Source organism: Anabaena sp. CCY 9910, assembly GCF_963920875.1.
Taxonomy (GTDB): Bacteria; Cyanobacteriota; Cyanobacteriia; order Cyanobacteriales; family Nostocaceae; genus Trichormus; species Trichormus variabilis.
In genome coordinates, this window is sequence record NZ_CAWUDJ010000007.1 from 134,569 (window position 1) to 160,377 (window position 25,809).

Consider the following 25,809-nt stretch of genomic DNA (forward strand, 5'->3'; position numbering starts at 1 on the left):
AATTCCGAGAATTTCTAGTAATAAGAAAACTCTAGCACCAGAAAATCTATTGTCACATCCTTATATAGGTGGAAATAGGGAATCAATAATTGGTTGTTTACAATAACCCGCGATAACGAATAAACACCAAAATAGCTGCCCACGAACCCAACGCAACTTTGAGCGCGACTAGGATATTCAGCAACGGTATTACCCCACCACTGAAAAGAGCGCCCATCTCTCCGTGGGGTAATTCCAGTCCAGACAAAGTGATTACCGCTAGGATGATGAAGACTAAAACCGAAATCTTCTCCCAGGTGGCGGCGTGCCAACGCTTGTAAATTGCTTCCATACGCTCTGGTGATGAGGTAATTGCCACAAGGCCTATTGCCGTGCCACCGGCTACACCAGCCGCAAAACCACCACCAGGAGTTAAATGTCCGCGAATAGCTAACTCGATACTCACCAACGAGGTAATTGTTGCTCCCAAACGCGCCAACACAATGGATGGTTGATCGGTGAAACGATAGATGGCACAGGATGGCCTTTCATTAGCTAGTAGAAAATAAGCGCCCATGATGGCGATTGTAAATACTATTACCTCGAAGATAGTGTCATACAACCGATTTCTGAGAATAATGACTGTCACGGCATTGGGTATACCACCATCTTTAACTATCGATTCCACAATAGAGAAATCCAGCAGTTGTGGTGCAGGATTGGGCAGGACGAGCATTTTTATATACAGTGCTATCCCGGCGGCAATGTAAATCCATTTCATTTATGTTCCTCCCCTGATTCTAGTGTATTTACGTAGGTGAGGACTGCTGCTGGTGATGAAAGTTCGCTTTGCATAATTTCATAGATGCGTTTCACCCTGATGGCGGTCTGGTAGGAGAGGTCTTCAGATCCGTTGTTGTGTTCCAGTCTGCTACAGGTTGCATGGACTTCTTTGTCTATGAGCGCCCGTTCCAAAGCTTGGGTATTGGGATAGGAAACTAGTTCTAGACGCATATAGCGTTTGCCAAAAATTTTGCGTAACTCATCCATGAGTTGCCCAAAACTACTTCCCGTCTCACTTACTGGGTCTTCGATAATACCAAGACGCATAACTAAGGATGAACGAACAGCGATCGCATACAAAGTTATTGCCAACATTGTACCCACTAATGCTTCTGTCAAAGCCACATCCGCCGCACCCAAAAGCGTATAGGCTAAGGCTGCCACAGCTCCCAAAATTCCCCTAATTACCAAGGCATGGTATGGGTTAACTTGTACTATTAGTAGACAAGCAGACAACGGTAGTAAAGCGGTAATGATGTAGATGAAGAGATCGTATTTAGTCATCTTTACCCCCATTACTAGAACAGTATGCTAATACATACCCCAGCATTGTGTTCCACATCGCCAAGCAAATGATACCGAGAATGAGCAACGGCCATTCTCTAGGTCTTTGCAAGAGCAACCCAAAGACAATACCAATTGAGCCAAGGGTATCCGACACTGAGAGGGTATGCAGCTTGAATAATACCGATCGCTTGCCCAATAGGAAAGATGTTCCCCAAAACCAGAAGATAATGCCTATAAATATGCAGGTATAAGTTAAGACATTGATCATATATCACTCATCCGTTTCAGTACATTTGCTAGCAGCATTAATCCGGCATTACCTACACTGAGGATAATGACTCCAACAATGCCGATCATCCAATCATCACGTAATACGGATACCATCAAGATGAGAACGGCAGATTTGGAGCAGATGCTGGCTAATGCCAACATTTTTTGCCAAATATGCTCATTCTTCCAAGCCTCATAGATGGGTATGAACAAAGCCACAATCATTGCTATCAATAACAGGTTCATGGCTTTTTCCTCCGTTGAATGCGGTGTACTTCATACCAGCCATCTTCGTGGTATTTCACAACAATGGTTTTTGGTGTAAAGGTAATGATGAATATATCTAGGAATATGAGTCCGGGTGTCCTTCTGGCGGGGACACGTTCCATAACTATCACTTCTTCATCATGGGGAGTGAAGATGATTTCCAATGCTTCTTTATAGGCAATGGGAAATGCCATGATGCTTTGCCACAAAGCCCGTAACCAATCCTTTAATTTTTCTTGGGTTTTGTCGTTATGGGGCAATAAGAGGGCAATAGCTACACCTATGATGATATTTGTCACACTCAGATTGGCAGTGAGCAGAAACCAGATAGCCAATCGCAATAAAATATTTAGATATCCAGTCATGCTAATACCATCCAGAAGAGTAGAACTAACATCAGACTCATAAAACCGACCAGATGCTCAAATTGCTCTAGTACACGGGGGAGTTTAACAGCCAATCGTTGAATAATAAACAAATACACTAGCCAGCCAATGCCGATAGTTGCTAGCGGTTTGATAATGTTGGCGACTGTATAAGCGTCGTAATAAACGATATTGGCGACAACCAGCCCACTGAGCAAAAGTATTACCCCTGGCCAGAAACCTGGCTTGACCTCATCTTTTCCTCCACGGGGCAGAAATATGAACTTGGCAAAAGATATAGCAGTTCCTAAGGCTGCAACATTCATAGCGATAACTTGCCAAGGTTCGAGATTCTTAATCGTCAATATTTTTGCTCCAAAGCCGGACAATAAAGGAAAGCCGGATATGGAGAAGCTGGCTATAACTAAGGCAATCCAGACTGAAGTATTGATGGGTTTATGTTGTAATTCCTTAAAGTTGCGGCTCGGTAAAGCACCCGCTATCAAAAAGAGTGCCGATTTGACCAAGCCGTGAGTCAGGGCATAAAAACCGCCAACTACGGGTGCAGCCAGGATAAAACCTAACTGGGAAATAGTGTGAAACGCCAGCATTCGCTTGGTATCTTTTTCAAACATGGCATAAAATACCCCCAGCAGTGCTGTCCCTACACCAAATATCCTGACGATGGGGTCAACTTCATCTAAAATCAGCGCACAACGTACCAGGGGATAGACTCCAGTTTTGACAACAACCCCTGAAAGCAATGCGGAAACTGGTGTTTCTGATTCGGAGTGAGTTAAGGGTAGCCACAATCCCGATACAAATATCCCACCTTTTACCAGTAGCCCCAGAAATATCAGGGCTAGCGCCTCCGGTGGTGCGCCGCGCAAAGAGGAAAAAGCAAAGGAGTGATTGGTTTGATAGGCCAGTACTGCACCTACCAAATAAAACAACATGGCTACGTTGCTGATGAAAAGATAGCGCAAGCCTACCCAAATTGATCTGTCCGTCCGGGGATAGGCAATCAAGAGAAACGCCGCAATCCCGCTTACCTCTAGCGCCACGTATAAACTGATAAAATCTGTGCAGGCAAAAGCGGCATTAACGCTGCCATGTAACATCATGGTTTGGGCGTAAAAAAAAGCCGTCTTATCACTTTGCCAACAGTAGAGGATAACGGCGATCGTTACCAGGGCGTTTGTGAGGATAAAATAGCCGGTTAATTCGTCAAGTGTGAGGGTGACACCGAAGTTATCTAGTAATTTTAGTTCTAGGGGCGATTGAGCCACAAATAACTGCGCTGCGTATCCGGCCGAAGCAAGAGCCGCACCCAGGGCGAGGTATTTGTCAAGTTTGGGAACAAGATAAATGATGAACCCCAGTAAAAACGGTAGTGTAATCCAGATGAGGGTAATAGTAGTCATGGCGTATTATTCTTCTCGATTTCGTTGCTTTCCAATGTGGGATTATCCCGTGCCAACTTCATGACACCAACCAGCATTAAGGCTTGAATCGAAAAGCCGATAACGATCGCCGTCAATATAACCGCCTGGGGAACCGGATCGGCGTAAGTCCCCTTTTGTTCACTTGCTAAAATTGGTGTGAACAAACCTTCTCTGGAGGCTATCAATACGTAATAGGCGATCACCCCTGTACTCATGACATCCATTGAGATGATCTTCATGACAAGGCTTTTTTTGAGGATGATGCCGAAAAATCCACATAAAATTGTGGCGAATACGCTTGCTTCTAACACAGGAATCGTCTTTTTAGTAAGGGTTAAACGCAGTTATTTGTAAAAAAAATCTATTATTTAAACAAGTTTCACCACAATCAGGGATAAAATTCGGTTAGAGCCTTGAAATTGAGTCATTTCTGCAACTTCTAATGAGAAATTTTGTGGTTGCCATTAAGTAAATTTACACAAAATGGTTGTCACACCAATGACCTTTGGTGCTTCTCTGTGATTTTACTGGTGAGTTTACACGGATTTCATATCAAGAATAGGTGGTATCCGGTACCCAAATCAAGAAATTGCCATAGGTAATCCCTATGGACTGCATACATCAATATTAATGATTAAAAAAAATCCCTCAGAATTTCTGAGGGATTTGAGAGAAGGAGCGTTTTTTCGATGAGAAAACTATGCAGGGCTAGGTTGGGTTCCGTTTTGCAATAGCTGGATGATAGCGGCTTTTTCTAAAATGCCTAGTAGTACGCCATTGTCAAGAATTACGGGGAGGGCAGACAATTTTTGTTGTTCTAGTAATTGCACTACTTCTAACAATGGTTGACTAGATTTGATGGTGGTAGATTGAATTGGCCGCATCACTTGTTGAATTTGAGTTTCTGTCCAGGATGCGGTGGGAATGTTTCGCAAGTCATCAAGAGCGATCGCGCCTACTAATTGTCCTGCGTTGTTGGTAACTAAAAACCGTCGCCAGTTCTGTCCTTGAACGATTTGATCATCAGCAAATTCTCTCAGGCTGAGATGGGCAGAAACAATAGGGCTATCTGTCGTTACAGCGTCGGCTGCTGTTAAGCCCGTGAGTTTTTCTTGCACTCTGGCAAATTGGGCTGCGTTACCAGCGTTTTGTAGTAAAAAGAAGCCGATTAACAAATTCCACACGTTGGCGAAGCTACCAAAATATAGTATGGGGAAGATACCAGAAGCGATCGCCACCCAACCAAATACTTGTCCTACGCGACTAGCAAAAGTGACACCTTTATAGGGATTACCTGTTACTTTCCAAACAATGGCTTTAAGGACGTTTCCACCATCCAACGGTAAGCCAGGAATCAGGTTAAACAATGCCAATGCTAAGTTTACAGAAGCCAGAACTCCCAGAATTGCTGCCAATGGCCCTGTAACTGCCGTAGTCACACCAATTGCTGTGACGATACCACACAATAATAAACTGACTAAAGGCCCAGCGATCGCCACCCAAAAGGCTCCGCCTGGTGTTTTGGACTCTTTTTCTAAGCTAGCCAAGCCACCAAAGATAAATAGTGTGATGGAATTAACGTTAATGCCTTGACGGATGGCGACAAAGCTATGTCCTAATTCATGGGCGACGACAGAAGCAAACAATAACAACGCCGTCGCCAGTCCCAGTCCCAAAGCCAACCCCCCAGATAGTTGGGGAAATTCTGCTAAGAGTCCACCGCTATAACTCCAGGTAACTAAGCCTAGAACTAAAAACCACGACGGATGGATATAAAAAGGAATGCCGAAGAGATTACCAACGCGAATTGTGCCATTCATGTCGTTCACCTTGAATTGCAGAGTGCGAGTTTTTGTTTTTGTCTTCACTCGCTGTTATTAGTGTAACGAAGTGTTAAGCGATTTTAATATTTCCAGTGGTAGTGGTGTCCGTCTGTTTAGGTGTGGTTTTTAGGGATTGGGGACTGGGGACTGGGGATTGGGGACTGGGTGAAAAGCAACACATTCTTGGGTGAAGACGCGATTCATCGCGTCTCTACGGATGGTTTATTTGTCGCATTCTTTTTTCAAATTGGTATGACAACCAACAACCAACAACTGACAACTAACTAATTGCTATATTTAAGATTGTGATTTTAGGAGTGTCAGCTTTGCCATTTGTTCGCGTCCGTCAGCACGTCAATCCACTAGCGCAAAAATATCTCACCCCAGCCAATCCTTTGGAATGGGAAAAAGTTTATAGCAGTCCGCACCAACCGCTACACCTGGATATTGGTTGTGCTAGGGGTAGATTCGTATTGCAAATGGCGCAAGTAGAACCCAATTGGAATTTCCTGGGATTAGAAATTAGAGAACCTTTGGTAATAGAAGCGAATCAGTTTCGTTCTCAATTAGGTTTAACCAACCTCCACTATTTATATTGCAACGCCAATAATTCACTACAGCCCCTATTATCCTCTTTGCCTACAGGGATTCTCCAACGTGTAACTATTCAATTCCCTGACCCTTGGTTTAAAACTCGCCACGCTAAACGCCGTGTAGTCCAACCAGAGTTAGTTCAAGATATAGCTAATTATTTAGCAGTGGGCGGCGTGGTATTTTTGCAATCAGACATGGAATTTGTGGCTGTAGAAATGTGCGATCGCTTTGCGGCCAATCCAGCCTTTAAGAAAGTTGGCACAGGAGAATGGTTAACCGAAAATCCGCTCCCCGTGGCTACAGAAAGAGAAACCACCACCCAGAATCGGGGAGAACCAGTTTATCGCGCTTTGTTTGAGAGAATTAGTTAAAAATTCAAAATTCAAAATTAAATAGGATTTACGCACACAGGTTGTCTGTTGAGACCGGGTGTAAGGGTGTAAGGGTTTCAAACATTTATACCCCTACACCCCTATACCCCAATACGGTTCAGTTAAGAGAATGGTAGGTTGGGTGGAGCGATAGCGGAACCCAACAAAGTCTTGAGAATGTTGGGTTCCGTTCCTCCACCCAACCTACATCAGTCTAGATTTTTGCCTTAACTGAACTGTATTGCCCTATACCCCTATACCCTTCTCCAAACCCGTGATATTTCGTTGTCATGCGTAAGTCCTATTAAAGACAGTTGAAGTCGGTGATATTTTACCCTAACCCGCTTAGTGCTGGGGATAGGTGGAAAATACTGGCTACTACGGAAATTAATTTGTTGGGATCGATTGGTTTGCATAAGTGATACTGAAATCCAGCTTCTATAATTTGCTGGCGGTCTTCTTCTCGTGAATATGCAGTTAACGCGATCGCCGGAATTTCTCCACCTTGTTCTGGTGGTAAGGAGCGCAATTTGCGGATGAGAGTATAACCGTCTTGTTCCGCCATACCAATATCGCTAATCAGGATATCTGGTTTTAACTGGTCGATGACGGCTAACGCAGTCTCGACTGATGCACTGGTGGAGGAAATCGCCCCATACTCTTCAAACAAGAAGCCTAAAAAGTTGCGAGTATCGGTTTCATCGTCAACAATGAGAACTTTTAAGCCTGCGAGGGGGGAAGAGTTAGCCCCATCTTCAGAAGAGTTTTCTGTAGGTGCTGGTCGAGGTTCCCGATTTTCTTGGATGAGGGGAAATCTCACGGTAAAGGTGGCTCCTTTGCCCACACCTGGACTTTCTGCCAAAATCGTACCTTTATGCAGTTCCACTAAATGGCGGACAATGGCTAGCCCTAGTCCTAATCCATTATGCGATCGCGTGGTGGTACTATCTGCTTGGCGGAAACGCTCAAAGACCTTAGGGAGAAATTCACGTTCAATGCCAATTCCTGTATCGATAACTTGGATTTGAGCATGAGTCAAATCATCAGATAATCCACCATTTATCCCTTCTAATCGGATTTCCACCTTACCTTCTTTCGGTGTGAACTTAATCGCGTTAGTCAGGAGATTCCAGACAATTTGCTGTAATCTAGCAGAATCACCACTGACAGGACTTAAGGTGTAGTCAAGGGCAGTGTTGATGGTCATACTTTTTGTATCTGCTAGAGGACGCACTGCTTCTAGAGCCGCTTCCACCACAGTTGTCAAGTTGACAGGAGATAAATTTAGCCGCAGTTGGCCGCGTATAATCCGGGATACATCTAAAATATCTTCTATTAATTGCACTTGTGAATTAGCGTTGCGTTCAATTGCTTCCAAAGCTCTGGCTGTGGCTTTTTCATCGAGTTTTTTGGCACGGAGAATTTTTGACCAGCCCAACATGGAAGTTAGGGGGGTGCGGAGTTCATGGGAGAGAACAGCCAAAAATTCATCTTTCATCCGATTCGCCGCCTCTGCTTCTTGTCTGGCGGTTTGTTCGCGGATTACTTGAGCGCGAATTTCTTCGGATTGTTTACGGGCGGTAATATCTTCAAGTGTACCGACATAGCCAAGTAGTTCACCATTACCAGAAACCATTGGTGAGGAGCGTACTTGCACCCATCGCAGGCTACCATCAACTGTTTGAAAGCGGAATTCATCTGAATAGTCGCCGCCGTGATCAATATAAGTAGACCAACTAGCGATCGCTCTTTCCTGATCTTCTAGATGCACAGATTCTAGCCATCTTTTATCTAGACTCTCTGTCGCATCCAAGCCACAAATTGCTTGATAGCGGGGATTTGTATATTTACAACATCCTGCGGTATCAGTTTCAAATATACCTATGGGTGAACAGGTACTCAAGGAACGGAAGCGTTCTTCACTTTGTCTTAGTTCGGCATTAATCGCCGCTAGTTGCGCTGCTTGACGTTGGATGGCTTGAGTTTTCTTAAAAAGTTCCACAAATACTGTCACCTTAGAAGTGAGAATATTTGCATCTATGGGTTTGAGGAGATAATCAACCGCTCCTAGTGCATAACCCTTGAATAGCATTTGGTCACTAGTACTGAAAGCCGTGAGAAAGATAATCGGAGTTTGGCGCGATCGCCCACGATTACGAATAAGGGTGGCAGTTTCAAAACCATCCATCCCCGGCATCTGTACATCTAACAAAATTACTGCAAAATCTTGATGCAGCAGACACCGCAAAGCTTCCTCCCCAGAAGTCGCCCTGACTAAATTAGCGCCTAGACGCTCCAAAATTGCCTCTAGTGCCAGTAAATTTTCCACTTTATCATCCACTAGGAGGATGTTGACTTTGGGTTCTGGCTGCATGAGTTCATTTCCGTGTAGAGTAACCAAGATTTACGAGTAGGGGAGAAATCTCTGAAAGTGACACAATCCAGTCTACTGTAACGGCAGATATTGCTGCTGTCGGCATGATGGCGCTGGCGGCTGTGGAGGGTTCCTGCACAACAGTGATACCCCCCTTAGCTTTGATTTTTTTCAGCCCTTGCATACCGTCCTGATTAGCCCCTGTTAATATTACACCAATGACTTGTTCCCCATAAATATCGGCAGCTGACTCAAACAGTACATCAATAGACGGTCTGGCATAAGAAACAGGCTCATCAGTAGACAACGCAAAATAACCGGGTTCAACCAATAAATGATAATCTGCTGGAGCTAGGTAAACTTGTCCTGGTAAAATTTCATCTTTATCTTCCACCTCTCGAACAGGCAGCAAAATAGATTCTTGGATCATTCCCCTAAGAGTGTCATCAGAATCTTTATGACGATGTTGAACAATCGCCACTGGAAGTTGGAAGTCAGCAGGTAAATTTCCGAGAACAGTTTGCAGTGCTGATAATCCTCCTAAAGAAGTGCCAATAACGACAATTTTATAAGACACTAGTTTAGCCTCCGGTAAAGTTTTTCACCTTTGGCTATTTCTTCATAATACTGCTCGTAAGGAGTGAATCTAATAGATTCTTGCTTTCCTAAACCCAATATGCCAAAGCTGCATAAACTGTTGTAAAAAAGTGTGTGTACGCGTTTTTGCAGTATCTGATTGAAGTAGATTAAAACGTTCCGGCAGAATATGACATTAAACTCATTAAAAGAACTATCCGTAGCTAGATTATGCTGGGCAAAAATAATATTTTCTCGTAATGATGCACGAAATATCGCATGGTCATAAGCCGCCGTGTAGTATTCGGAGAAAGATCGCTTACCACCTGCTTTTAAGTAAAGCTGAGTATATTCCTGCATCATTTTGAGCGAAAAAATCCCACTTTTGGCATTTTGTAATACTTTCTCATTAGTGTCGGTCGCATAAATCCGGCAACGGTGGTAAAGATTTTCTTCCTGTAGGAGGATTGCCATTGAGTAAACTTCCTCTCCACTAGAACAGCCAGCGTGCCAAATGCGAATAAATGGATAAGTGCGGAGGATAGGTACAACTTGATTTCTGAAAGCTAGATAGAAACTGGGGTCACGAAACATAGATGTGACATTTACCGTCAAACTCAGCAAAAATCTTTCCAAGCAAGTGCGATCGTGCAGTAGTTGTTCTTGCAATGCCGAAATGTTATCTATACCCTCCAAGCGCATAAAGCTGTGAATGCGGCGTTTGAGCGAAGACACAGCATAGTTGCGGAAGTCATGACCGTAGTATTGGTAAACACCTTCTAACAACAACTTGATTTCTATATCTTCTAAGCTGGGTTTGGGCAAAATCATAAACAATTCAACATTAAAAATTAAGAAAACACTCACAGAGTGAGTTTTCCAGCTATCTCTTGGAGAGAGTTTCACAGTTCATCGGCTCATGAAAACTTTAAGATATGAATTTGAGCCAACCAAATAATTATTGACCTAAATATCTTGATTAAGAACTTGGTAAAGTATAAATTTTGTCTATTTACACTAAGAAAAATTTATTTATGTGTTTTTTCATGAAGAAAATAGCTGAAAACAGCAAAATCCCCCTGAATAATTCAGGGGGAAAAATTCTAGGAAGGTATCTAATATTTACTTATCAGTCAATAGTATGAAATTTATGCGACTTCAGGATTTTAGTTATAGTTAAGCACAAAGATGCTGATTCTGAACAGTATATTGATGATAAATTAACTACATATTATGATGGTAGCGATCGCTAGCCTCAGCAGTGGTTGGCCAAGAATAATCAAAAGGAAAATATGGTCAAACTCATCCTCATTACTGGTGTCAGCCGAGGTCTGGGTTACGCTTTGACAGAGCGGTTTATTCAAGAAGGACATACGATTATTGGTTGCGCTCGTTCCCAAGTCACAGTCGAGGAATTAAGCCACAAATTCGGTTCACCTCACAACTTCGCGGCGGTGGATGTAGCAGATGAGGCACAGGTAAAAGCTTGGGCAGAACTTATACTCAAGGAATACGAACCACCAGACCTATTAATTAATAACGCGGCAATTGCTAATCAACCAGCACCTTTATGGGAAGTTCCCTCTGCGGGTTTTTCCCAATTGATTGATATCAATATCAAAGGGGTTGTACATATAATTCGCCATTTTGTACCTGCAATGGTACAGAAGCGACACGGCATTATCATTAACTTGAGTTCCGGCTGGGGACGCTCTACTTCACCCTTAGTTGCTCCCTATTGTGCCTCTAAATGGGCAATTGAGGGGTTAACTCGTGCTTTGGCGCAAGAACTACCTGCTGGGATGGCGGCTATTCCCCTCAATCCAGGGATTATTCACACAGATATGTTAGATATTTGTTTCGGAGAAGAAGCCGTCAATTACCCACTGATTTCTCAATGGGTATTAAAAGCCGCTCCCTTCATTCTCCAGTTGAAACCCACCGATAACGGTGTACCCCTGAGTGTTCCCAGTTGAAATTAATGGTTAGGAGCAGGTGGGTAAAGGAAGCAGGGGGAGCAGGGGAAGCAAAGGGGAAGCAGAGGGGAAGAACTAATGACAACTGACAACTGACAACTGACTAACGATACAGCCAAACTCTTAGTAATGAGAGTAACTGTTCAGTATCTACGGGTTTGGTGATGTAATCGGAAGCACCAGCTTCAATGCACTTTTCCCGATCGCCTGGCATAGCTTTGGCTGTTAAAGCGATAATGGGTAAGGTGCGGAATTGCTTTTTTTGACGGATACTCCGGGTGGTTTCGTAACCGTCCATTTCTGGCATCATCACATCCATTAACACGGCGTTGATATCAGGGTTGGCTTGTAGTAGTTCTATGCCGTCTTTACCATTTTCGGCAAATAATACCTGCATTTGATAGCTTTCTAACAAGCTGGTGATGGCGAAGATATTTCGCAGGTCATCATCGATAATTAAGATTTTGCGATTTGCTAAAATTGGGTCGGTTTGATGTAATTGTTCGAGTATTTGGCGTTGTGGCTGGGGTAAATTTGCTTGTACTCGATGCAAAAATAGGGAAGTTTCGTCTAGTAACCGTTCAGGCGATCGCACATTTTTAATAATGATACTCTCTGCTAGTCTCCTAAGTTGCGTTTCTTCTTGACGGCTGATTTCTTTGCCTGTGTACACAATAATTGGTAATTTCAAGAGATTAGGCTCTTGTTTGATTTGCTCTAGCAGTTCTAAGCCACTCATATCAGGTAAACCAAGATCCAGAACTATACAATCAAAGTGCTGCGATCGTAAAATTTCTAAGGCTGCGGCTCCTGTATTCACAGCCATACTCTGCACATCACCATTACCAATAAGTTCGATAATACTTTGGGCTTGCACAGGATCATCTTCTATCACTAAAAGACGTTTTACTTTGCGGTCAATAAAGCTTTTGATTTCTGTTAATGTGTGATTTAGTATTTCTGGAGAGACGGGTTTTTGTAAAAAAGTAATTGCCCCTAGTTGTAACGCCCTTTGTTCGCGGTCATCAACAGAAAGTATATGTACAGGAATATGTCTAGTTTGAGGATCATGTTTGAGGCGGTCTAACAGCGTCCATCCATCCATATCCGGCATATAAATATCTAGAGTAATGGCATTGGGCTGATATTGTTGTGCTAGGGCTAAACCTTGTTTGCTGTTTAAAGAAACAATAGCTTTAAAGCCTTGTTGCCTCGCCATATCTAGTAAAATTCGAGCAAATTTATCGTCATCATCTATGATGAGTAACAGGCGATCGCCTGGTTGAATTATCCCTCGATCATCGGCGATGGTATTAGTAAGAGCAATGGGTTGTAAATTTTCTGGAGATACTGGTGGTAACTGGTGCGGGGGGGATGATGTCTGCTGTTGTGAAATTACTTTTGTTTGATTCTCTGGATAAGTTTGAGGTAAATATAGGGTAAAAGTACTTCCCTGTCCTGGCTGACTGACTAATCCGAGCCTACCACCCAACATTTGAGTTAGTTCCCGGCTGATGGATAAACCTAAACCTGTTCCTCCATACTTGCGGCTGGTTGTACCATCTACTTGCTGAAATGCTTCAAAAATAATTTGTTGCTTCTCCTGGGGAATACCAATACCTGTATCACTAATGGCGAAAGTAATCATAGGATGATTGGTATTAATTTGATCTAAGCCAATTCTTAAAGTTACCCCTCCTTGCTCGGTAAACTTTAAAGCATTAGCTAAGAGATTTTTCAAAATTTGCTGCAAGCGTTTAGGGTCGCTGAATATTGTTGACGGCAATCGCTCATCAAGTTCAATACTAAAACTTAGTCCTTTATCTTGGGCGACTTGCCGGAAAGTCCGTTCTATATAATCATGCAAATCTGCAAAATCTATCGGCTCTAGTTCTACCGATAAAGTACCAGACTCGATTTTTGCTAAATCTAAAATATCATTAATTAACTCTAAAAGATCAGTTCCTGCCGAGTAAATTGTTTGGCTATATTCTACCTGTTTATTACTTAAGTTACCGCTTGAATTATCTGCTAGGAGTTTAGCTAGAATTAACAGACTATTAAGAGGTGTCCGTAACTCATGGGACATATTTGCCAGAAACTCTGATTTATATTTGGAAGATAAGGCTAATTGCTCTGCCTTTTCTTCGATGAATTTTCTCGCTTTTTCAATCTCCTGATTCTTGCGAGCAACTTCACTATTTTGAATTTCCAATAATTCTGCTTTCTCTTCTAGTTCTTCATTCAGTTGCTGTAACTCTTCATTAGATTGTTGCAACTCTTGTTGCTGCTGTTTTAATAGTAATTCCGAATTTTCTAAATCTTGTGTTTGCTGTTCTAGAAGTTGATTACTTTGTCTCAGTTCTGCGGCTAAAGCCACAGATTCATCTAAGAGATTTTGAGTTTGTGCGCTAGCATAGATACTATTTAAAAATACACCGATAACTTCGCTAAATTGGTCTATAAATGCCAAATGTAATTCACTGAACCGATGAAAAGAAGCAATTTCAATTACAGCGATTACTTCTGTTTCAAATAGCACCGGTAACACAATAATATTTAGCGGTAAGGCTGCTCCCAAGCCGGAACTAATACGGATATAGTCACTGGGAACTTCAGTTAAGAGAATTCTTTGTTTTTCTAAGGCGCATTGTCCTACTAATCCCTCACCCAATCGCACCAAATTAGCTAAATGTCGGCGCTCATTATAAGCGTAGCTACCGGTTAATTTGAGTATAATCTCATCATGATTTCTATCAATCACATAAAATACACTTTGCTGAGATTCTACTAGTGGCGTTAGTTTTGACAAAATTAAACTAGACACACTTTCGAGGTTGCGCTGTCCTTGCAATAGCTGAGTAAATTCAGCCAAATTAGATTTGAGCCAATTTTGCTCCTCATTTTTTTGGGTTGTAATGCGTAGGTTAGCCACCATTTGGTTAAATGTACGTGTCAGGATACCAATTTCATCTTGGCGGATGCTATTTGGTAAAGTAACGGCTAAGTCTCCGCTAGACATTCTCTCTGCTGCATGAGAAATTTGCTGTAATGGAAAGGAGATATGTCTAGTCAATAAATACCCAATTAAAGCGAGGATGAAAGAGACAAGTGGAATGCTATAAGTGATAGTGGCAAGAGTACTATTGGCAGCATTTTGTGCCATTGCTGTTCGCTGCTCTAATAATTTTAATTCTTCAGCATTCATCTGCTGGCTGATACTCCTGATTTGTGCCATTATCGCTCTGCCTCTATCTGATAGTATAGATTTTTGAGCAGCTTCAAAACCTTGATTTTGTCGTAAATCAAGCACAGTTTGCATCACAGATATTCTTTCATTAATTAGTGGCTCTAATCTGGAAATATAGCCATGTTGTTGAGGATTGTCTGATGTTAACTTTTGCAGTTCTTTAATTCTTATATCTAAAGACTTTGTGGCTTTTTGATAAGGTTCTAAATAGCGTATTTCCCCAGTAATAATGTAACCCCGTTGCCCACTTTCTGCTGTGGATAACAGACCATTAAGGTCGGCAATTTGCCTGAGTACTTGGTAAGTATGTCGTTCTTTATGGGAAGCAACAATTAGTTCTTGAATACTTTGATAAGAAACAAAACCTATTGTACTCAGAATGGTGATGCTAATAGTAAATCCCGCTCCGATTTTAGAGCCAATTTTGAGACGGTTAAACATTATTACAGGATTATTTTCAAGCTAAGGTTGCTGTTACTAATTAATATCCGCAGTTCACGCAACTACCTAATAACTAAGATATAACGAAAAGGTTGACTAAAAGTATTGATTGTTAATCGCAGATGAGACAAGGCATTTTTTTCAATTAAAAGCTAGAAAATTATAGGTTAAGTAAAATTAACGTTTACGCTTCCTGGTTAAGAATGCTACAAACAAAATTGTATTTTCAGGGTTTTTATGCAGTACAAGCATCGAAACCTTATACAAACACTTGTTTTTCATTATTTGTCAATTAAATATCCAAGTATAAAATTTTGAGGTAATTGATGCTTCATCAGCAGTTTTGCATATCTATTTTGACTAGCTTAGTAACCATTGTTGCTTACCCGGCGTTAACCTATAATCCCTTTCTGACACCATCTACTTTGCCCATAGTCTCAACAGATAGTCCAACTTTGTTAGCAGCAAGTTATCTTTCACCATTAGAACAGCAGGTGATTGAAGAAATGAACAAAGTGCGGACAAATCCTAGATCATATGTACCCATCATAGAAAATTATAGAAAACGTTTCCAAGGTAATCGGGTGAGAATTTCTAGTAATACTTATCTTGTTACCCAAGAAGGAGTCAAGCCGGTAAATGAGGCGATCGCTTTTCTCAAGTCAGCCCGTCCTGTGGGAAAATTAAGAGCATCGAAGGGAATGTCTTTAGGTGCTAGAGACCATACGAAAGACCAAGGCCCAAAAGGTGTAACTGGTCATAATGGTAGCGATGGTAGTACCCCCTTCACTCGCATTAATCGCTATGGAAAATGGCAAACCACGGCGGCGGAGAATATCAGCTACGGCCCAAATACTGCTCAAGATATCGTTATGCAATTGATTATTGATGATGGCGTACCATCACGCGGTCATCGTACTAATATTTTTAATGGTGCTTTTAAGGTCGCGGGTGTTGCTTACGGTGATCACAAAGTTTATAGGACGATATGTGTGATTACTTATGCAGGTGGGTTTTTGGAAAAATAAGGGAATAGAAACTAGAGATTGCTGGAAGTGTTATTTTTTTGTTGGTTCTATCTCTAATTCCCCAGTTCCTAGATTTTCCGAAAAATTTTCCTCATATTGTGGAGCTAAATATATCTTATTTGCTCCCCAGTTATGAAATTACTGAAGAATAAATTGCAATTTTGGAAGTCTGTTCCCGAAGCATCACAAAAAAGCTGGGAAATCTCACCACCAAAATCTACTCTCTCACCCCTAGAACAACGAGTGGTAGAGGAGATGAACAAAGTACGGACAAGTCCCCAAGCATACTTACCAATTTTGCAAAGTTACCGCCAGCGCTTTCAGGGGAACAAAGTTAAGTTGGCTGATTACGTTTATTTGCAAACTCAGGAAGGGGTAAAAGCCGTAGATGAGGCGATCGCCTTTCTCAAGTCAGCCCATCCTGTGGGAACATTAAGCGTATCTGTGGGTATGTCTTCGGCTGCAAGAGATCACGTCCAAGACCAAGGAAAAACAGGTGCTACAGGACATTATGGCAGCGATCGCAGCGATCCTTTCACTAGACTGAACCGCTATGGTAATTGGCTAGTCACCGCAGGCGAAAACATTAGCTACGGTTCCAACACCGCCCAAGATATTATCATGCAGTTAATTATTGATGATGGCGTACCATCACGCGGTCATCGCACCAATATATTTAACCCTGCATTTAAAATTACAGGTGTAGCCTTTGGGATTCACGCCAGTTACAGACAAATATGTGTGATTACCTATGCAGGCGGTTATACAGACCAATAAGCTATTCTGTTGCACAATCCATCTGTTAACAGTCAACAGTCAACAACTCTGATTAGTAGCTATGCTATTTAGACGCGCACTAGCTTAATTTTTGCTTCCCTGCTATTTAATGTTGCTTTTGTTTTCAAAAATTAAACTGATGCGTTTGGCATTTATTATATGCTTATATAACTGTAGAGATATTTAGCTATATAAAGGAGTCTCATGGTTAATTCGCTGACAACTCCAGAGCCTCAAACGCTGAAACCAGGTGTTAAAGCACCTGTGCAGGAAACATTACTAACACCTCGGTTTTATACCACTGACTTCGATGCGGTGGCGAATTTAGACATTTCCGCCAATGAGGCTGAGATTCGCGCAGTTGTTGAAGAACTACGCGCTGACTACAACCGCCATCACTTTGTGCGTGATGAGGAATTTAAACAATCTTGGGATCATATTACTGGAGAGAAGCGCCGCGCCTTTATTGACTTTTTAGAGCGTTCTTGCACCTCAGAGTTTTCGGGATTTCTGTTATTCAAGGAATTGTCACGCCGCATTAAGTCCCGTAATCCTCTGTTAGCGGAAGCTTTTGAGTTTATGGCACGGGATGAGGCTCGCCATGCGGGATTTTTGAATAAATCCATGTCGGATTTAAACCTTTCCCTCGACTTAAATTATTTAACCAAAAATCGTACATATACCTTTTTTCCGCCAGAGTGGGTGATTTACACAGTCTACCTATCGGAAAAAATTGGTTACTGGCGCTATATTTTGGTGCATCAACATATGCAGGAGCATCCCGAATACCAGTTTTATCCATTATTCCGCAAGTTTGAAAGCTGGTGTCAGGATGAAAACCGACATGGTGATTTCTTTAAGGCACTACTGCGATCGCAACCTCAACTATGGAAAAATTGGAAAGCACGGTTGTGGGTGCGGTTTTTTCTATTGACTGTGTTTGTTACTCATACCATGACTGTATTTGAACGGGCATCATTTTACGAATCTATCGGGATTCATCCCAGAAAATACAACAACAGAGTCATTCAAGAGACAAATAACACCTCAGCCAGAGCATTCCCTCTCATCTTGAATACTAATCACCCGCTATTTTTCTGGCGATTAGAACAGTGTTCAGAAAATAACATGAAATTAGCAGCCATTAAAAATAACAAACTGCCCAATTTCGTCAAATTTTTCCAGAGAATACCACCCGCCACGGCTATTTTCTGGAATATGCTGCGGCTTTTTCTGATGAAACCAATTGATACGGAAGCAACACGCGGTACAGTTCTTTGATAGGGGTATAGGGGTGTAGGGGTATAGGGGTTTAGCAATTTAAGAGTTAAAAAGCCTCACACCCTTACACCCTTACACCCTTAAACCCTCACACCCTTACACCCTCACACCCTTACACCCCTATACCCTTACACCCTCAAAACTACTGATTTGCCAGAATTAACTCTGGCTGTGTCTCTTCTGCTTCTGGCAAACCGTATATTGAGCGATAGAGTTTGTCGTATTCCTTAGCGGATTTGTACCAGCTGAAGTCTTGACTCATACCGCGCTTTTGTAGTTCTTGCCATTGGGGTTTGTAGCGGAAGCCTTCCCAAGCGCGAATCATGCAGGTGAATAAGTCTAGGGGTTCGTAGCGGTCAAAGCAATAGCCTGTACCGGCTTCGTTTACGGGGTCGTGGTGGGATACGGTGTCAACTAAACCCCCAGTGCGGCGAACGATGGGGATGGAACCGTAGCGTAAAGCCATCATCTGGCTAATACCGCATGGTTCAAAGCGGCTGGGCATTAGAAAGGCATCAGAACCGGCGTAGATGCGACGAGATAGGGCATCATTGTATAGGAGATAGGTGGCCATACGTCCGGGGTAGCGGGATGCTAATTGCCACATTTGAGTTTCGTAGTAGCGATCGCCTGTTCCTAACAAGACGAACTGAGCATCAGTATAAGCCATAAAGCGATCAAGCATTTGGATGACTAAATCTAAACCCTTCTGCTCGACTAACCTTGTCACCATGCCAATTAAAAAGGCATTGCTGTTAACTTCTAACCCTACTTCTTCTTGTAAAGCAATTTTGTTGGCTTTGCGTTTATCTAAAGTATCAGCAGTAAAAGTTTGAGCAATAAATTTATCGTTAGCTGGGTCATAAACTTCCGTATCTATACCGTTAACAATCCCAGATAATTTACCACTGATGAAGGACAGCAAACCTTCTATTTTCTCACCGTAAGCCGGGGTCTTGATTTGCTCGGCGTATGTGGGAGAAACGGTATTTACCCTGTCAGCAAACTGGACAGCCGCCGCCATTGTGTTGTGTCCCTGCATATACCAAGGACACCAAGTAATTTTATCTAGATACCAACGCCAAGGCCCTTGGTAAGCTAGGTTGTGGATAGTGAAGACTGTGGTGATATCTGGTGATTGGTTCATCCACACAGGAATCATGCCTGTGTGCCAATCGTGACAGTGAATAATTTCTGGTTTCCAGTAATTCCAACAAAATTCCGCCGCACCATTGGAAAACAAGGTGAACCGCCAGTCTTCATCATCTCCCGAATAAATTCGCCGGGGGTTGAAGGCTGGATGTCCAAATAAATACAAGGGAACATCAGTACCAGGCAGAACTGCTTCGTGAACTGTAAAGTCCTGAAACATGGCGTATCCCTTCCAGATTGGATCTTTGGGAATTTCCATTTTGTCTGGCAAAAAGCCGTAATAGGGCAAGAAGATACGTACATCATGCCCCATTTTTCTCAAGACCTTAGGTAATGCACCGACAACATCACCCATCCCTCCTACTTTTGCGATGGGTGCTGCTTCTGCTGCCACAAATAGAATCCGCATGGTATTTTTTGTTTCCCTGATTCTGCCTATACAGTTATCAGTATCAGTTATCAGTTCTTAATTGTTCACTGTTCACTGACTACTGATTACTTATCTAAACATATATAGTTGACCAATCGATTAAGAACCACGTTGGATCTCTGCAAAGATTGTATTTAAAATCTCTTGCGCTCCTTGTTCCCGGAGGAGTTCGGCTAATTTTATACCGATCGCTTCGGCATCACCAGCATCACCAGAAACGGTGTCTTTCACTAAGTTTTGACCGTCTACACTGGCAACCACACCTGTGAGGATTAATTCATCACCATTGATTTCTGTATTTACACCGATGGGTACTTGACAACCGCCCTCTAAACTGCGTAAAAAGGAGCGTTCAGCCAGACAGCGATCGCGTGTTTGGGGGTGTTCAATGGCTTTGAGTATAGTGATTAATTCCGCATCATCAGCACGGCATTCAATCCCTAAAGCGCCTTGACCGACCGCGTGGAGAGAGATTTCTTTGGGGAGGACTTGGTGGATGCGATCGCCCATACCTAAGCGTTGTAACCCAGCAGCCGCTAAAATTAGCCCGTCATACTCGCCTGCATCAAGTTTAGCTAACCGTGTATTCAAATTTCCCCGTACATCTTTAAATGTCAAGTGGGGAAATTGGTTGCGTAACTGCGCCAAACGTCGCAAAGAAGATGTCCCAATTACCGCGCCGGCTGGTAAGGTATCAATTTGCTTATCCTTAAAATTTTCATGCACTACCAGCGCATCGGCGGGGTTTTCCCGTTCTGTAATGGCGGCTAGTGCTAACCCTTCTGGTAAGTTAGTTGGCAAATCTTTGAGGGAATGAACAGCAAAATCAATCTCCTCATTGATCATCCCCACTTCTAGTTCTTTGGTGAATAGTCCTTTATCACCGATTTTGGCTAGTGCTACATCAAGGATTTTGTCGCCTTGGGTAGACATGGTGTGGACTTCAAAATTGATATCAGGGAAACTGTTTTGTAATTGCTCTCTAACCCAGTATGTCTGAACTAGAGCGAGTTGACTTTTACGAGAACCTATACGGATTGTGCGTCTAGCACTGGAAACAACTGAAGTCATAAAACAATATGTCAAACCAGGCGATAATTTCACTCTCATCTAGACTACCGCAGTGGGTGACTCCCTGATTGGTTTCCCTTGATGCAAATTAAGTTTATTTTGGCCTTTCTTTACACTCTTTTACATTATTTAGAATTACTCAACATTTTCTTATTTCTATTGTCAGTTGCTTTTGCTCTGATTTAATCTGATATGCACCTAGATCACATATTCTTGCGTCAGGGCTGTCCATAGTCAAGAGTCCAGAGTCAAAGACTAGCTTGGACTGTGGACTTTGGACTTTTGACAACCTGAGTGCGAAATATACAATTTAAATGCGTAACAGCTTAATACCCTACCCCTTTGTCGATGGAGTTGTTAAAGGTCTGGTTGCAGATATTCTTGTAATTCTTGAGTACGCTGTTGTGTCAGCTTTTCTAAGCAATTTAAATAAACGCTAGGGGCAATACTTCCCCCTTCATACTGACTGGATTCAAACTCACAGCTACTATCACGAAACTTAATCCACGCCTGCTGTGCAGCAACTAACTTTTGTTTTCTAGAACGTTGTAACTTTGGTAAAAGTTGTTTGTAAGCTTGGTTTAATTTTTTATCAGCATTTTGATAGGACTGTTTTGAACATTGATTAATTTCGAGTTGAGTTTGAGCATTATCGCAATTGAGATTTTGAACTAAAAGCATTGATTTGGCATTCGCCACCGTGGAAAAAAGTAAAGTACTGCAAGCGAGAATGGAGATGAGAGATTGGGGAATGGGTGGTTTCATGATGAGAGAGGGTAAGAAGCTGAGAACAATGGGAGAAATATCGTAGGATAATTGTTTTGCGGGAAATCCCTTATACCCTTATACCCCTACACCCTCAAACTAGAGTTTTACGGGCAAAGTACCAGATAAGAAACGTTAACCTACCGCAAGAGGGAAGCCATAATTACCCAATAATGCTAGGAATAAGTTGGAGCTTCAGCGAATAGATACGCTGGGCGCAGTGCCATCGCAACTGATCTACTATTTAATATGAATCGTTCCGCTTGTCTTATTTTTAACCCAGTTGCTGGTCAGGGTGATCCAGAAGTTGATTTAGCAGCAATTCGAGCCATCCTAGAACCAGAAATGGCTCTGGATATTTACCTGACAACAGAGGAACTCGGCGCAGATAAACTGGCGCAGGAAGCCGTAGAACGGGGAGTAGAGACAATTATTGCTTCAGGGGGAGATGGTACATTATCTGCTGCGGCTGTGGCTGTGGCTGGGACTGATATTCCCTTGGGAATTATTTCACGAGGTACAGCCAATGCTTTTGCGGTTGCATTAGGAATCCCTGATACAATTGATGCCGCTTGTCGGACAATTTTGCAGGGAGTAACTCGCAATGTAGATGTAGCCTATTGTAATGACCTGCCGATGATTTTGTTGACAGGCATTGGTTTTGAGGCGGAAACTGTGGAAAGGGCAGATAGAGAAGCCAAAAAACGCTTTGGGATTATGGCCTATGTGCTGGCAGGCTTTCAAGAGTTGAGAGAATTAGAGAGTTTTGATGTAGAAATCGAAACCGAAGACAAAATCATCAAAACTACCGCCTCAGCCGTCACAGTGGCTAATGCTGCGCCTCCTACTTCCGTTTTAGCTCAGGGGCCGGCTGGCATTATTTATGATGATGGCTTACTAGATTTGACAATCGTAGCGCCTAATAGCAAAGCTGGAGCGATCGCTGCTACATATCATTTGTTTCAGTCTGCTTCTTCTGGAAATGCTGCCGAACGTGATGATATCGGTTATCTACGAGCAAAACAGTTTAAAATCACCGCAGACCCACCACAAAAGGTAGTCATTGATGGTGAGGTGGTAGGTAAAACTCCAGTTGATATTAAGTGTTTACCAGCAGCCTTAAAGATTTTTGTTCCGTCAGCACCAGAAGAGGAGCTAGTGGAGAAGCTAGAAGGATTGCCAAATTTGACTATTGAACTGAAAGAACCAGCAGAGGATTAGGGGTGTAGGGGTACAGGGGTATAGGGGTGTAAGGGTTTTAAACATTGTTAAATATTTAGGAGTTAGTAGTATTGAAACTAGTCTCTGATCCACCAATACCTAAAAAAATACGCAAGATGCAGCAACGGGTACGATGGCAAGACCCGTTAATATGGGAACGGAATATAGACCAAACACGACTGGAAATAGAGGATGGTAAAAGGGGAGATGGGGAATTCTCTTTTTTAGTAGTTGGTGATAGTGGTTCTGGGAAACATCGGGGACACAATCCCCAGCGTCAAGTAGCGGAATTGATGTTACCCCATCATCAGGACTGTGGTTTTCTCCTGCATACTGGCGATGTCGTTTATCTGGTGGGGTCTAGTGAATACTACAAGCCAAATTTTATCCAACCCTATCGTGAGTTGATTGTTGGGGGAGAAAATCCCCGACAGATTGCTTACGACAAGATGGTGTTTAAGTTACCGATTCTACCTGTACCAGGGAATCATGATTATTATGAGTTACCTGTTTTATTGAGTTTATTGTCTGTTTCCACCTGGCCGCTTCGCTATTTATTGCGATCGCGTTTAGATATTGATGTTGGTTTCCGTGGTTCGGGTACTGGTGAAGCTTATGCCAAGGCCTTCCTCGATTATCTCAAGGGATTACAACTACCAGGTGATTTACCTCGTCATTTAGATAAGCATTACACCGCCAAGACCGACACAGGGCGTTGTCTTGCTTACCAACCAGGAAATTTTACTCGTCTACCAAATCGTTATTACACTTTTCGTTATAGTGGGATAGATTTTTTCGCCTTAGATTCCAATACATTTAACGATCCAGAACCATTACCAGCCACCAGAGAAGGTGAAAGCGATCGCACAATTCTCACTCAACGCAGGGACGCGTTAGAGCGCGAGAAGATGCAGATGATTGAAACTTCCGCCAAATTGAACCCGGATAACCCCGACGAAGCGGAACGTTTAGATGATCTGCACTCGAATGTGTCCCAAATTGAGGAAATTATTGTTGATATCGATAAGCAATTAACTACTGATTCTCAACCAGCGCAGACTGACACCGAACAACTAAACTGGCTTAAGCAGAGATTAATTGCATCGTGGAAAAATCCAGCAGTCCGGGGAAGGGTAATTTATTTCCATCATCCTCCCTATGTCACCGAGGCGACCAAATGGCTACAATCCCAGACCTTAGCAATTCGCAGTCGCCTACGGAACGTATTGGATGCAGTGGCGCAAGAGATAGGTGACATCAATCAAGGTCGTCCCCTAGTAAATTTAGTATTGAACGGTCACGCCCATTGTTTAGAATATATGCAAACCTTCGACACCGGACATGGTGATGCAAATATGCACTGGATTGTCTGCGGTGGGAGTGGCTATAGCCTACGCCGCCAGCGTCAAGAAGGCGCAGATTTAACAGAAGATGGTAAATTAATGGCGCGATCGCATCTCTTCGTTGGTCGCAATGGTCACGGTTCCCAAAAACACCGTCCCTATTCTTGTTTGCGTATTGATGTGACAGGCGATGAGCAACCAAAATTTATCATCCGTCCTTTAGTCGCCGAATGGTATCAGCGTCACTGGCACAATTATGAGCTTCCGCCTTTAATTATTAGTTAATGAAAGCAAACAGAAAATTAATCCCCAATCCCCAATACCCAGTCCCCAGTCCCCAATCCCCTTTACTGAGAAATCCGATACTGCTGGGCTATGTAATAAAATAGGGGATAGTAATTGGGAAATTCTTGACTGGGGCTTCGTCCTTGCCAGCTATACTTAACTTGGTTTTGCGTCAGTGTTAGCGTCATTGAACTGACAGAATTATTCGCTTCTATCCCTAATATTCCAGTTAAACCTTGACTTGTTTGAAAGTTATATTTCTCTGAGGTTGGAGATTCTATTAGTTGATTACTCGCCCAGGCTCGAATTTCTACTGAGTTGCTCTTGGGTGATACGAAAACAACACCATCAGCGTTTGTCGGTGTTGCTAAAGCATTCCAGTTACTGGGATAAGGAAACTCAAAGCCATAGCGGGTATTTTTGTAAGTTCTCCAGGTGATATCTGTGATGTTGAAGGCCGGGGCAAAGCAACCGTACAAAATCAACAACAAAGCGATCGCTGTACCAATACAAGTAATTTTAGTATAAAAATATTTTCTCCATCTCAAAGTTATTACTAGTAACTTAGACATAATTTTACATTTACTCAAAACTAGAAGTATCTTTATATATGGACTTTTGGAGATAATTTTAGTCATTTGTATCAACTTCAAGCTAATTAATAGTTTAGTCTCTTAAATAACTTATAGAACTTACGCACCCAGATTTTCTGTTGAAACCGGATGTGAGGGTTTCAAACATTTCAACCCCTACACCCCTACACCCTTCTCCAAACCCTTGATCTTTCGTTTTCACGCGTAAATCCTAAACTCAGATTAGTCATGATCTTTGTAACGAACCAAGACCAAATGTAAACAAAAGTAACAAAATAGCCGTCAAAGCGTTTTACCGTCTTGACAACCAAGACAGTAGTCGATACCGTTATATACATACCCGGGTAAGGCCATCGAAAAGTTATATGCAAACTAAGCAAAAGGTTACGTTATATCTATCGCCAGAACTGCACAAAAAGCTGAAGATTCGTTCGGCCATCGATTCCGAACCGATGTCTGAACTTGCTGAACGCGCCCTTGATTTCTACCTAACTAACTCTGACTTAGTTGACGAATTAGAGGCTGCCGCTTACGGACGAACTCACAAAGTTTATTCATGTCCTAATTGTGAAAGTTCAGTAGTATTACGTGATGGGGAACTGGTGGCTTTAGGAAACCAACCAGGACTAATTGGTCAAGACCATCTTCCCATTGATGAAATGGCTGAAGCAGAAACCCATCCCAAGGGTGAGGAAGAATTGGTTCCTTGCTAGATAGGAATTAGATAAGGAAGTCATAATTCTGTTGTTGTCACCAACAAAACGATGTCTTTACTGTACTAG

Annotated in this window: 25 protein-coding genes; 9 read left to right on the forward strand and 16 right to left on the reverse strand. The window is 42.4% G+C overall.

Translation table 11 applies throughout. The annotated features are described in order from the left end of the window. Positions 1-97: 97 nt before the first annotated feature. The 8 genes from ACM5QX_RS08370 to ACM5QX_RS08405 all read right to left on the reverse strand — a co-directional run bounded on the left by ACM5QX_RS08370 (position 98) and on the right by ACM5QX_RS08405 (position 5,496). Positions 98-760, reverse strand: coding sequence for a Na(+)/H(+) antiporter subunit B (locus ACM5QX_RS08370; RefSeq protein ID WP_011321449.1), 663 nt, complete (start codon positions 758-760; stop codon positions 98-100). After that, complete coding sequence (locus ACM5QX_RS08375) at positions 757-1,326, reverse strand: DUF4040 domain-containing protein (RefSeq protein ID WP_414753141.1); 570 nt, start codon at positions 1,324-1,326, stop codon at positions 757-759. Before ACM5QX_RS08375 ends, ACM5QX_RS08370 begins: the two co-directional genes overlap by 4 nt. Continuing rightward, positions 1,319-1,597, reverse strand: a complete 279-nt coding sequence (locus ACM5QX_RS08380; RefSeq protein ID WP_414753143.1) for a monovalent cation/H(+) antiporter subunit G — start codon at positions 1,595-1,597, stop codon at positions 1,319-1,321. Before ACM5QX_RS08380 ends, ACM5QX_RS08375 begins: the two co-directional genes overlap by 8 nt. Then, a complete protein-coding gene (locus ACM5QX_RS08385) occupies positions 1,594-1,845 on the reverse strand; it encodes a hypothetical protein (protein WP_414753144.1) in 252 nt (83 codons plus the stop codon). Before ACM5QX_RS08385 ends, ACM5QX_RS08380 begins: the two co-directional genes overlap by 4 nt. Further along, positions 1,842-2,231: a cation:proton antiporter gene (locus tag ACM5QX_RS08390; protein WP_414753145.1), complete on the reverse strand. Its 390-nt coding sequence runs from the start codon at positions 2,229-2,231 to the stop codon at positions 1,842-1,844. Before ACM5QX_RS08390 ends, ACM5QX_RS08385 begins: the two co-directional genes overlap by 4 nt. Continuing rightward, positions 2,228-3,655: a cation:proton antiporter gene (locus tag ACM5QX_RS08395; protein ID WP_414753146.1), complete on the reverse strand. Its 1,428-nt coding sequence runs from the start codon at positions 3,653-3,655 to the stop codon at positions 2,228-2,230. The genes ACM5QX_RS08390 and ACM5QX_RS08395 overlap by 4 nt, the downstream gene beginning before the upstream one ends. Continuing rightward, positions 3,652-3,987 (reverse strand): cation:proton antiporter subunit C, encoded by a 336-nt coding sequence (locus ACM5QX_RS08400; protein ID WP_010996011.1) that lies wholly within the window; start codon positions 3,985-3,987, stop codon positions 3,652-3,654. The genes ACM5QX_RS08395 and ACM5QX_RS08400 overlap by 4 nt, the downstream gene beginning before the upstream one ends. A 387-nt stretch (positions 3,988-4,374) precedes the next feature. Continuing rightward, positions 4,375-5,496: a site-2 protease family protein gene (locus tag ACM5QX_RS08405; protein ID WP_414753195.1), complete on the reverse strand. Its 1,122-nt coding sequence runs from the start codon at positions 5,494-5,496 to the stop codon at positions 4,375-4,377. A gap of 168 nt (positions 5,497-5,664) precedes the next feature. Between ACM5QX_RS08405 and ACM5QX_RS08410 the strand changes: the two genes are divergently transcribed. After that, a complete protein-coding gene (locus ACM5QX_RS08410) occupies positions 5,665-5,787 on the forward strand; it encodes a hypothetical protein (protein ID WP_414753147.1) in 123 nt (40 codons plus the stop codon). A 38-nt stretch (positions 5,788-5,825) separates the two neighbouring features. Further along, positions 5,826-6,464: a tRNA (guanosine(46)-N7)-methyltransferase TrmB gene (gene trmB / locus ACM5QX_RS08415; RefSeq protein WP_414753148.1), complete on the forward strand. Its 639-nt coding sequence runs from the start codon at positions 5,826-5,828 to the stop codon at positions 6,462-6,464. A gap of 331 nt (positions 6,465-6,795) precedes the next feature. Here trmB and ACM5QX_RS08420 read toward each other — a convergent pair whose 3' ends face one another. Genes ACM5QX_RS08420 through ACM5QX_RS08430 form a run of 3 tightly spaced genes read right to left on the reverse strand, consistent with a single transcriptional unit; the run spans position 6,796 to position 10,245 of the window. Next, positions 6,796-8,838, reverse strand: a complete 2,043-nt coding sequence (locus tag ACM5QX_RS08420; RefSeq protein WP_414753149.1) for a response regulator — start codon at positions 8,836-8,838, stop codon at positions 6,796-6,798. A 4-nt stretch (positions 8,839-8,842) separates the two neighbouring features. Beyond that, entirely contained in the window at positions 8,843-9,415 is a 573-nt protein-coding gene (locus ACM5QX_RS08425; protein ID WP_414753150.1) for a chemotaxis protein CheB, read from the reverse strand. After that, on the reverse strand, positions 9,415-10,245 hold the full coding sequence (locus ACM5QX_RS08430) for a CheR family methyltransferase (RefSeq protein WP_414753196.1): 831 nt from the start codon (positions 10,243-10,245) through the stop codon (positions 9,415-9,417). The genes ACM5QX_RS08425 and ACM5QX_RS08430 overlap by 1 nt, the downstream gene beginning before the upstream one ends. Before the next feature lie 461 nt (positions 10,246-10,706). Here ACM5QX_RS08430 and ACM5QX_RS08435 point away from each other — a divergent pair, with 461 nt between their 5' ends. Continuing rightward, the gene (locus ACM5QX_RS08435) at positions 10,707-11,390 is read left to right on the forward strand and encodes an SDR family oxidoreductase (RefSeq protein ID WP_414753151.1); all 684 of its coding nucleotides are present in this window, start codon (positions 10,707-10,709) and stop codon (positions 11,388-11,390) included. A 103-nt stretch (positions 11,391-11,493) separates the two neighbouring features. Here ACM5QX_RS08435 and ACM5QX_RS08440 read toward each other — a convergent pair whose 3' ends face one another. Then, positions 11,494-15,081: a response regulator gene (locus ACM5QX_RS08440; RefSeq protein ID WP_414753152.1), complete on the reverse strand. Its 3,588-nt coding sequence runs from the start codon at positions 15,079-15,081 to the stop codon at positions 11,494-11,496. Positions 15,082-15,407: 326 nt separating this feature from the next. Between ACM5QX_RS08440 and ACM5QX_RS08445 the strand changes: the two genes are divergently transcribed. The 3 genes from ACM5QX_RS08445 to acsF all read left to right on the forward strand — a co-directional run bounded on the left by ACM5QX_RS08445 (position 15,408) and on the right by acsF (position 18,167). Beyond that, a complete protein-coding gene (locus ACM5QX_RS08445; RefSeq protein ID WP_414753153.1) occupies positions 15,408-16,109 on the forward strand; it encodes a CAP domain-containing protein in 702 nt (233 codons plus the stop codon). A 132-nt stretch (positions 16,110-16,241) separates the two neighbouring features. Then, positions 16,242-16,886, forward strand: coding sequence for a CAP domain-containing protein (locus tag ACM5QX_RS08450; protein WP_414753154.1), 645 nt, complete (start codon positions 16,242-16,244; stop codon positions 16,884-16,886). A 204-nt stretch (positions 16,887-17,090) separates the two neighbouring features. After that, complete coding sequence (gene acsF, locus ACM5QX_RS08455; protein WP_414753155.1) at positions 17,091-18,167, forward strand: magnesium-protoporphyrin IX monomethyl ester (oxidative) cyclase; 1,077 nt, start codon at positions 17,091-17,093, stop codon at positions 18,165-18,167. Positions 18,168-18,309: 142 nt separating this feature from the next. Here the strand turns inward: acsF and glgA are convergent, their stop codons facing one another. The 3 genes from glgA to ACM5QX_RS08470 all read right to left on the reverse strand — a co-directional run bounded on the left by glgA (position 18,310) and on the right by ACM5QX_RS08470 (position 21,585). Beyond that, on the reverse strand, positions 18,310-19,728 hold the full coding sequence (glgA, locus tag ACM5QX_RS08460; protein WP_414753156.1) for a glycogen synthase GlgA: 1,419 nt from the start codon (positions 19,726-19,728) through the stop codon (positions 18,310-18,312). Between the two features lie 120 nt (positions 19,729-19,848). After that, positions 19,849-20,820: a hydroxymethylbilane synthase gene (gene hemC, locus ACM5QX_RS08465; RefSeq protein ID WP_414753157.1), complete on the reverse strand. Its 972-nt coding sequence runs from the start codon at positions 20,818-20,820 to the stop codon at positions 19,849-19,851. Between the two features lie 357 nt (positions 20,821-21,177). Beyond that, entirely contained in the window at positions 21,178-21,585 is a 408-nt protein-coding gene (locus ACM5QX_RS08470) for a lysozyme inhibitor LprI family protein (protein WP_414753158.1), read from the reverse strand. A 249-nt stretch (positions 21,586-21,834) separates the two neighbouring features. On the opposite strand from ACM5QX_RS08470, the gene ACM5QX_RS08475 reads away from it, so the two are divergent. Together ACM5QX_RS08475 and ACM5QX_RS08480 are read left to right on the forward strand one after the other, a co-directional pair. After that, entirely contained in the window at positions 21,835-22,806 is a 972-nt protein-coding gene (locus ACM5QX_RS08475) for a YegS/Rv2252/BmrU family lipid kinase (RefSeq protein WP_414753159.1), read from the forward strand. A gap of 71 nt (positions 22,807-22,877) precedes the next feature. After that, positions 22,878-24,434, forward strand: coding sequence for a metallophosphoesterase family protein (locus ACM5QX_RS08480; RefSeq protein ID WP_414753160.1), 1,557 nt, complete (start codon positions 22,878-22,880; stop codon positions 24,432-24,434). 62 nt (positions 24,435-24,496) lie between these two features. Here the strand turns inward: ACM5QX_RS08480 and ACM5QX_RS08485 are convergent, their stop codons facing one another. Beyond that, entirely contained in the window at positions 24,497-25,072 is a 576-nt protein-coding gene (locus ACM5QX_RS08485) for a hypothetical protein (protein ID WP_414753161.1), read from the reverse strand. A gap of 320 nt (positions 25,073-25,392) precedes the next feature. Here ACM5QX_RS08485 and ACM5QX_RS08490 point away from each other — a divergent pair, with 320 nt between their 5' ends. Further along, positions 25,393-25,740, forward strand: coding sequence for a hypothetical protein (locus ACM5QX_RS08490; protein WP_010996037.1), 348 nt, complete (start codon positions 25,393-25,395; stop codon positions 25,738-25,740). Positions 25,741-25,809 lie beyond the last annotated feature (69 nt).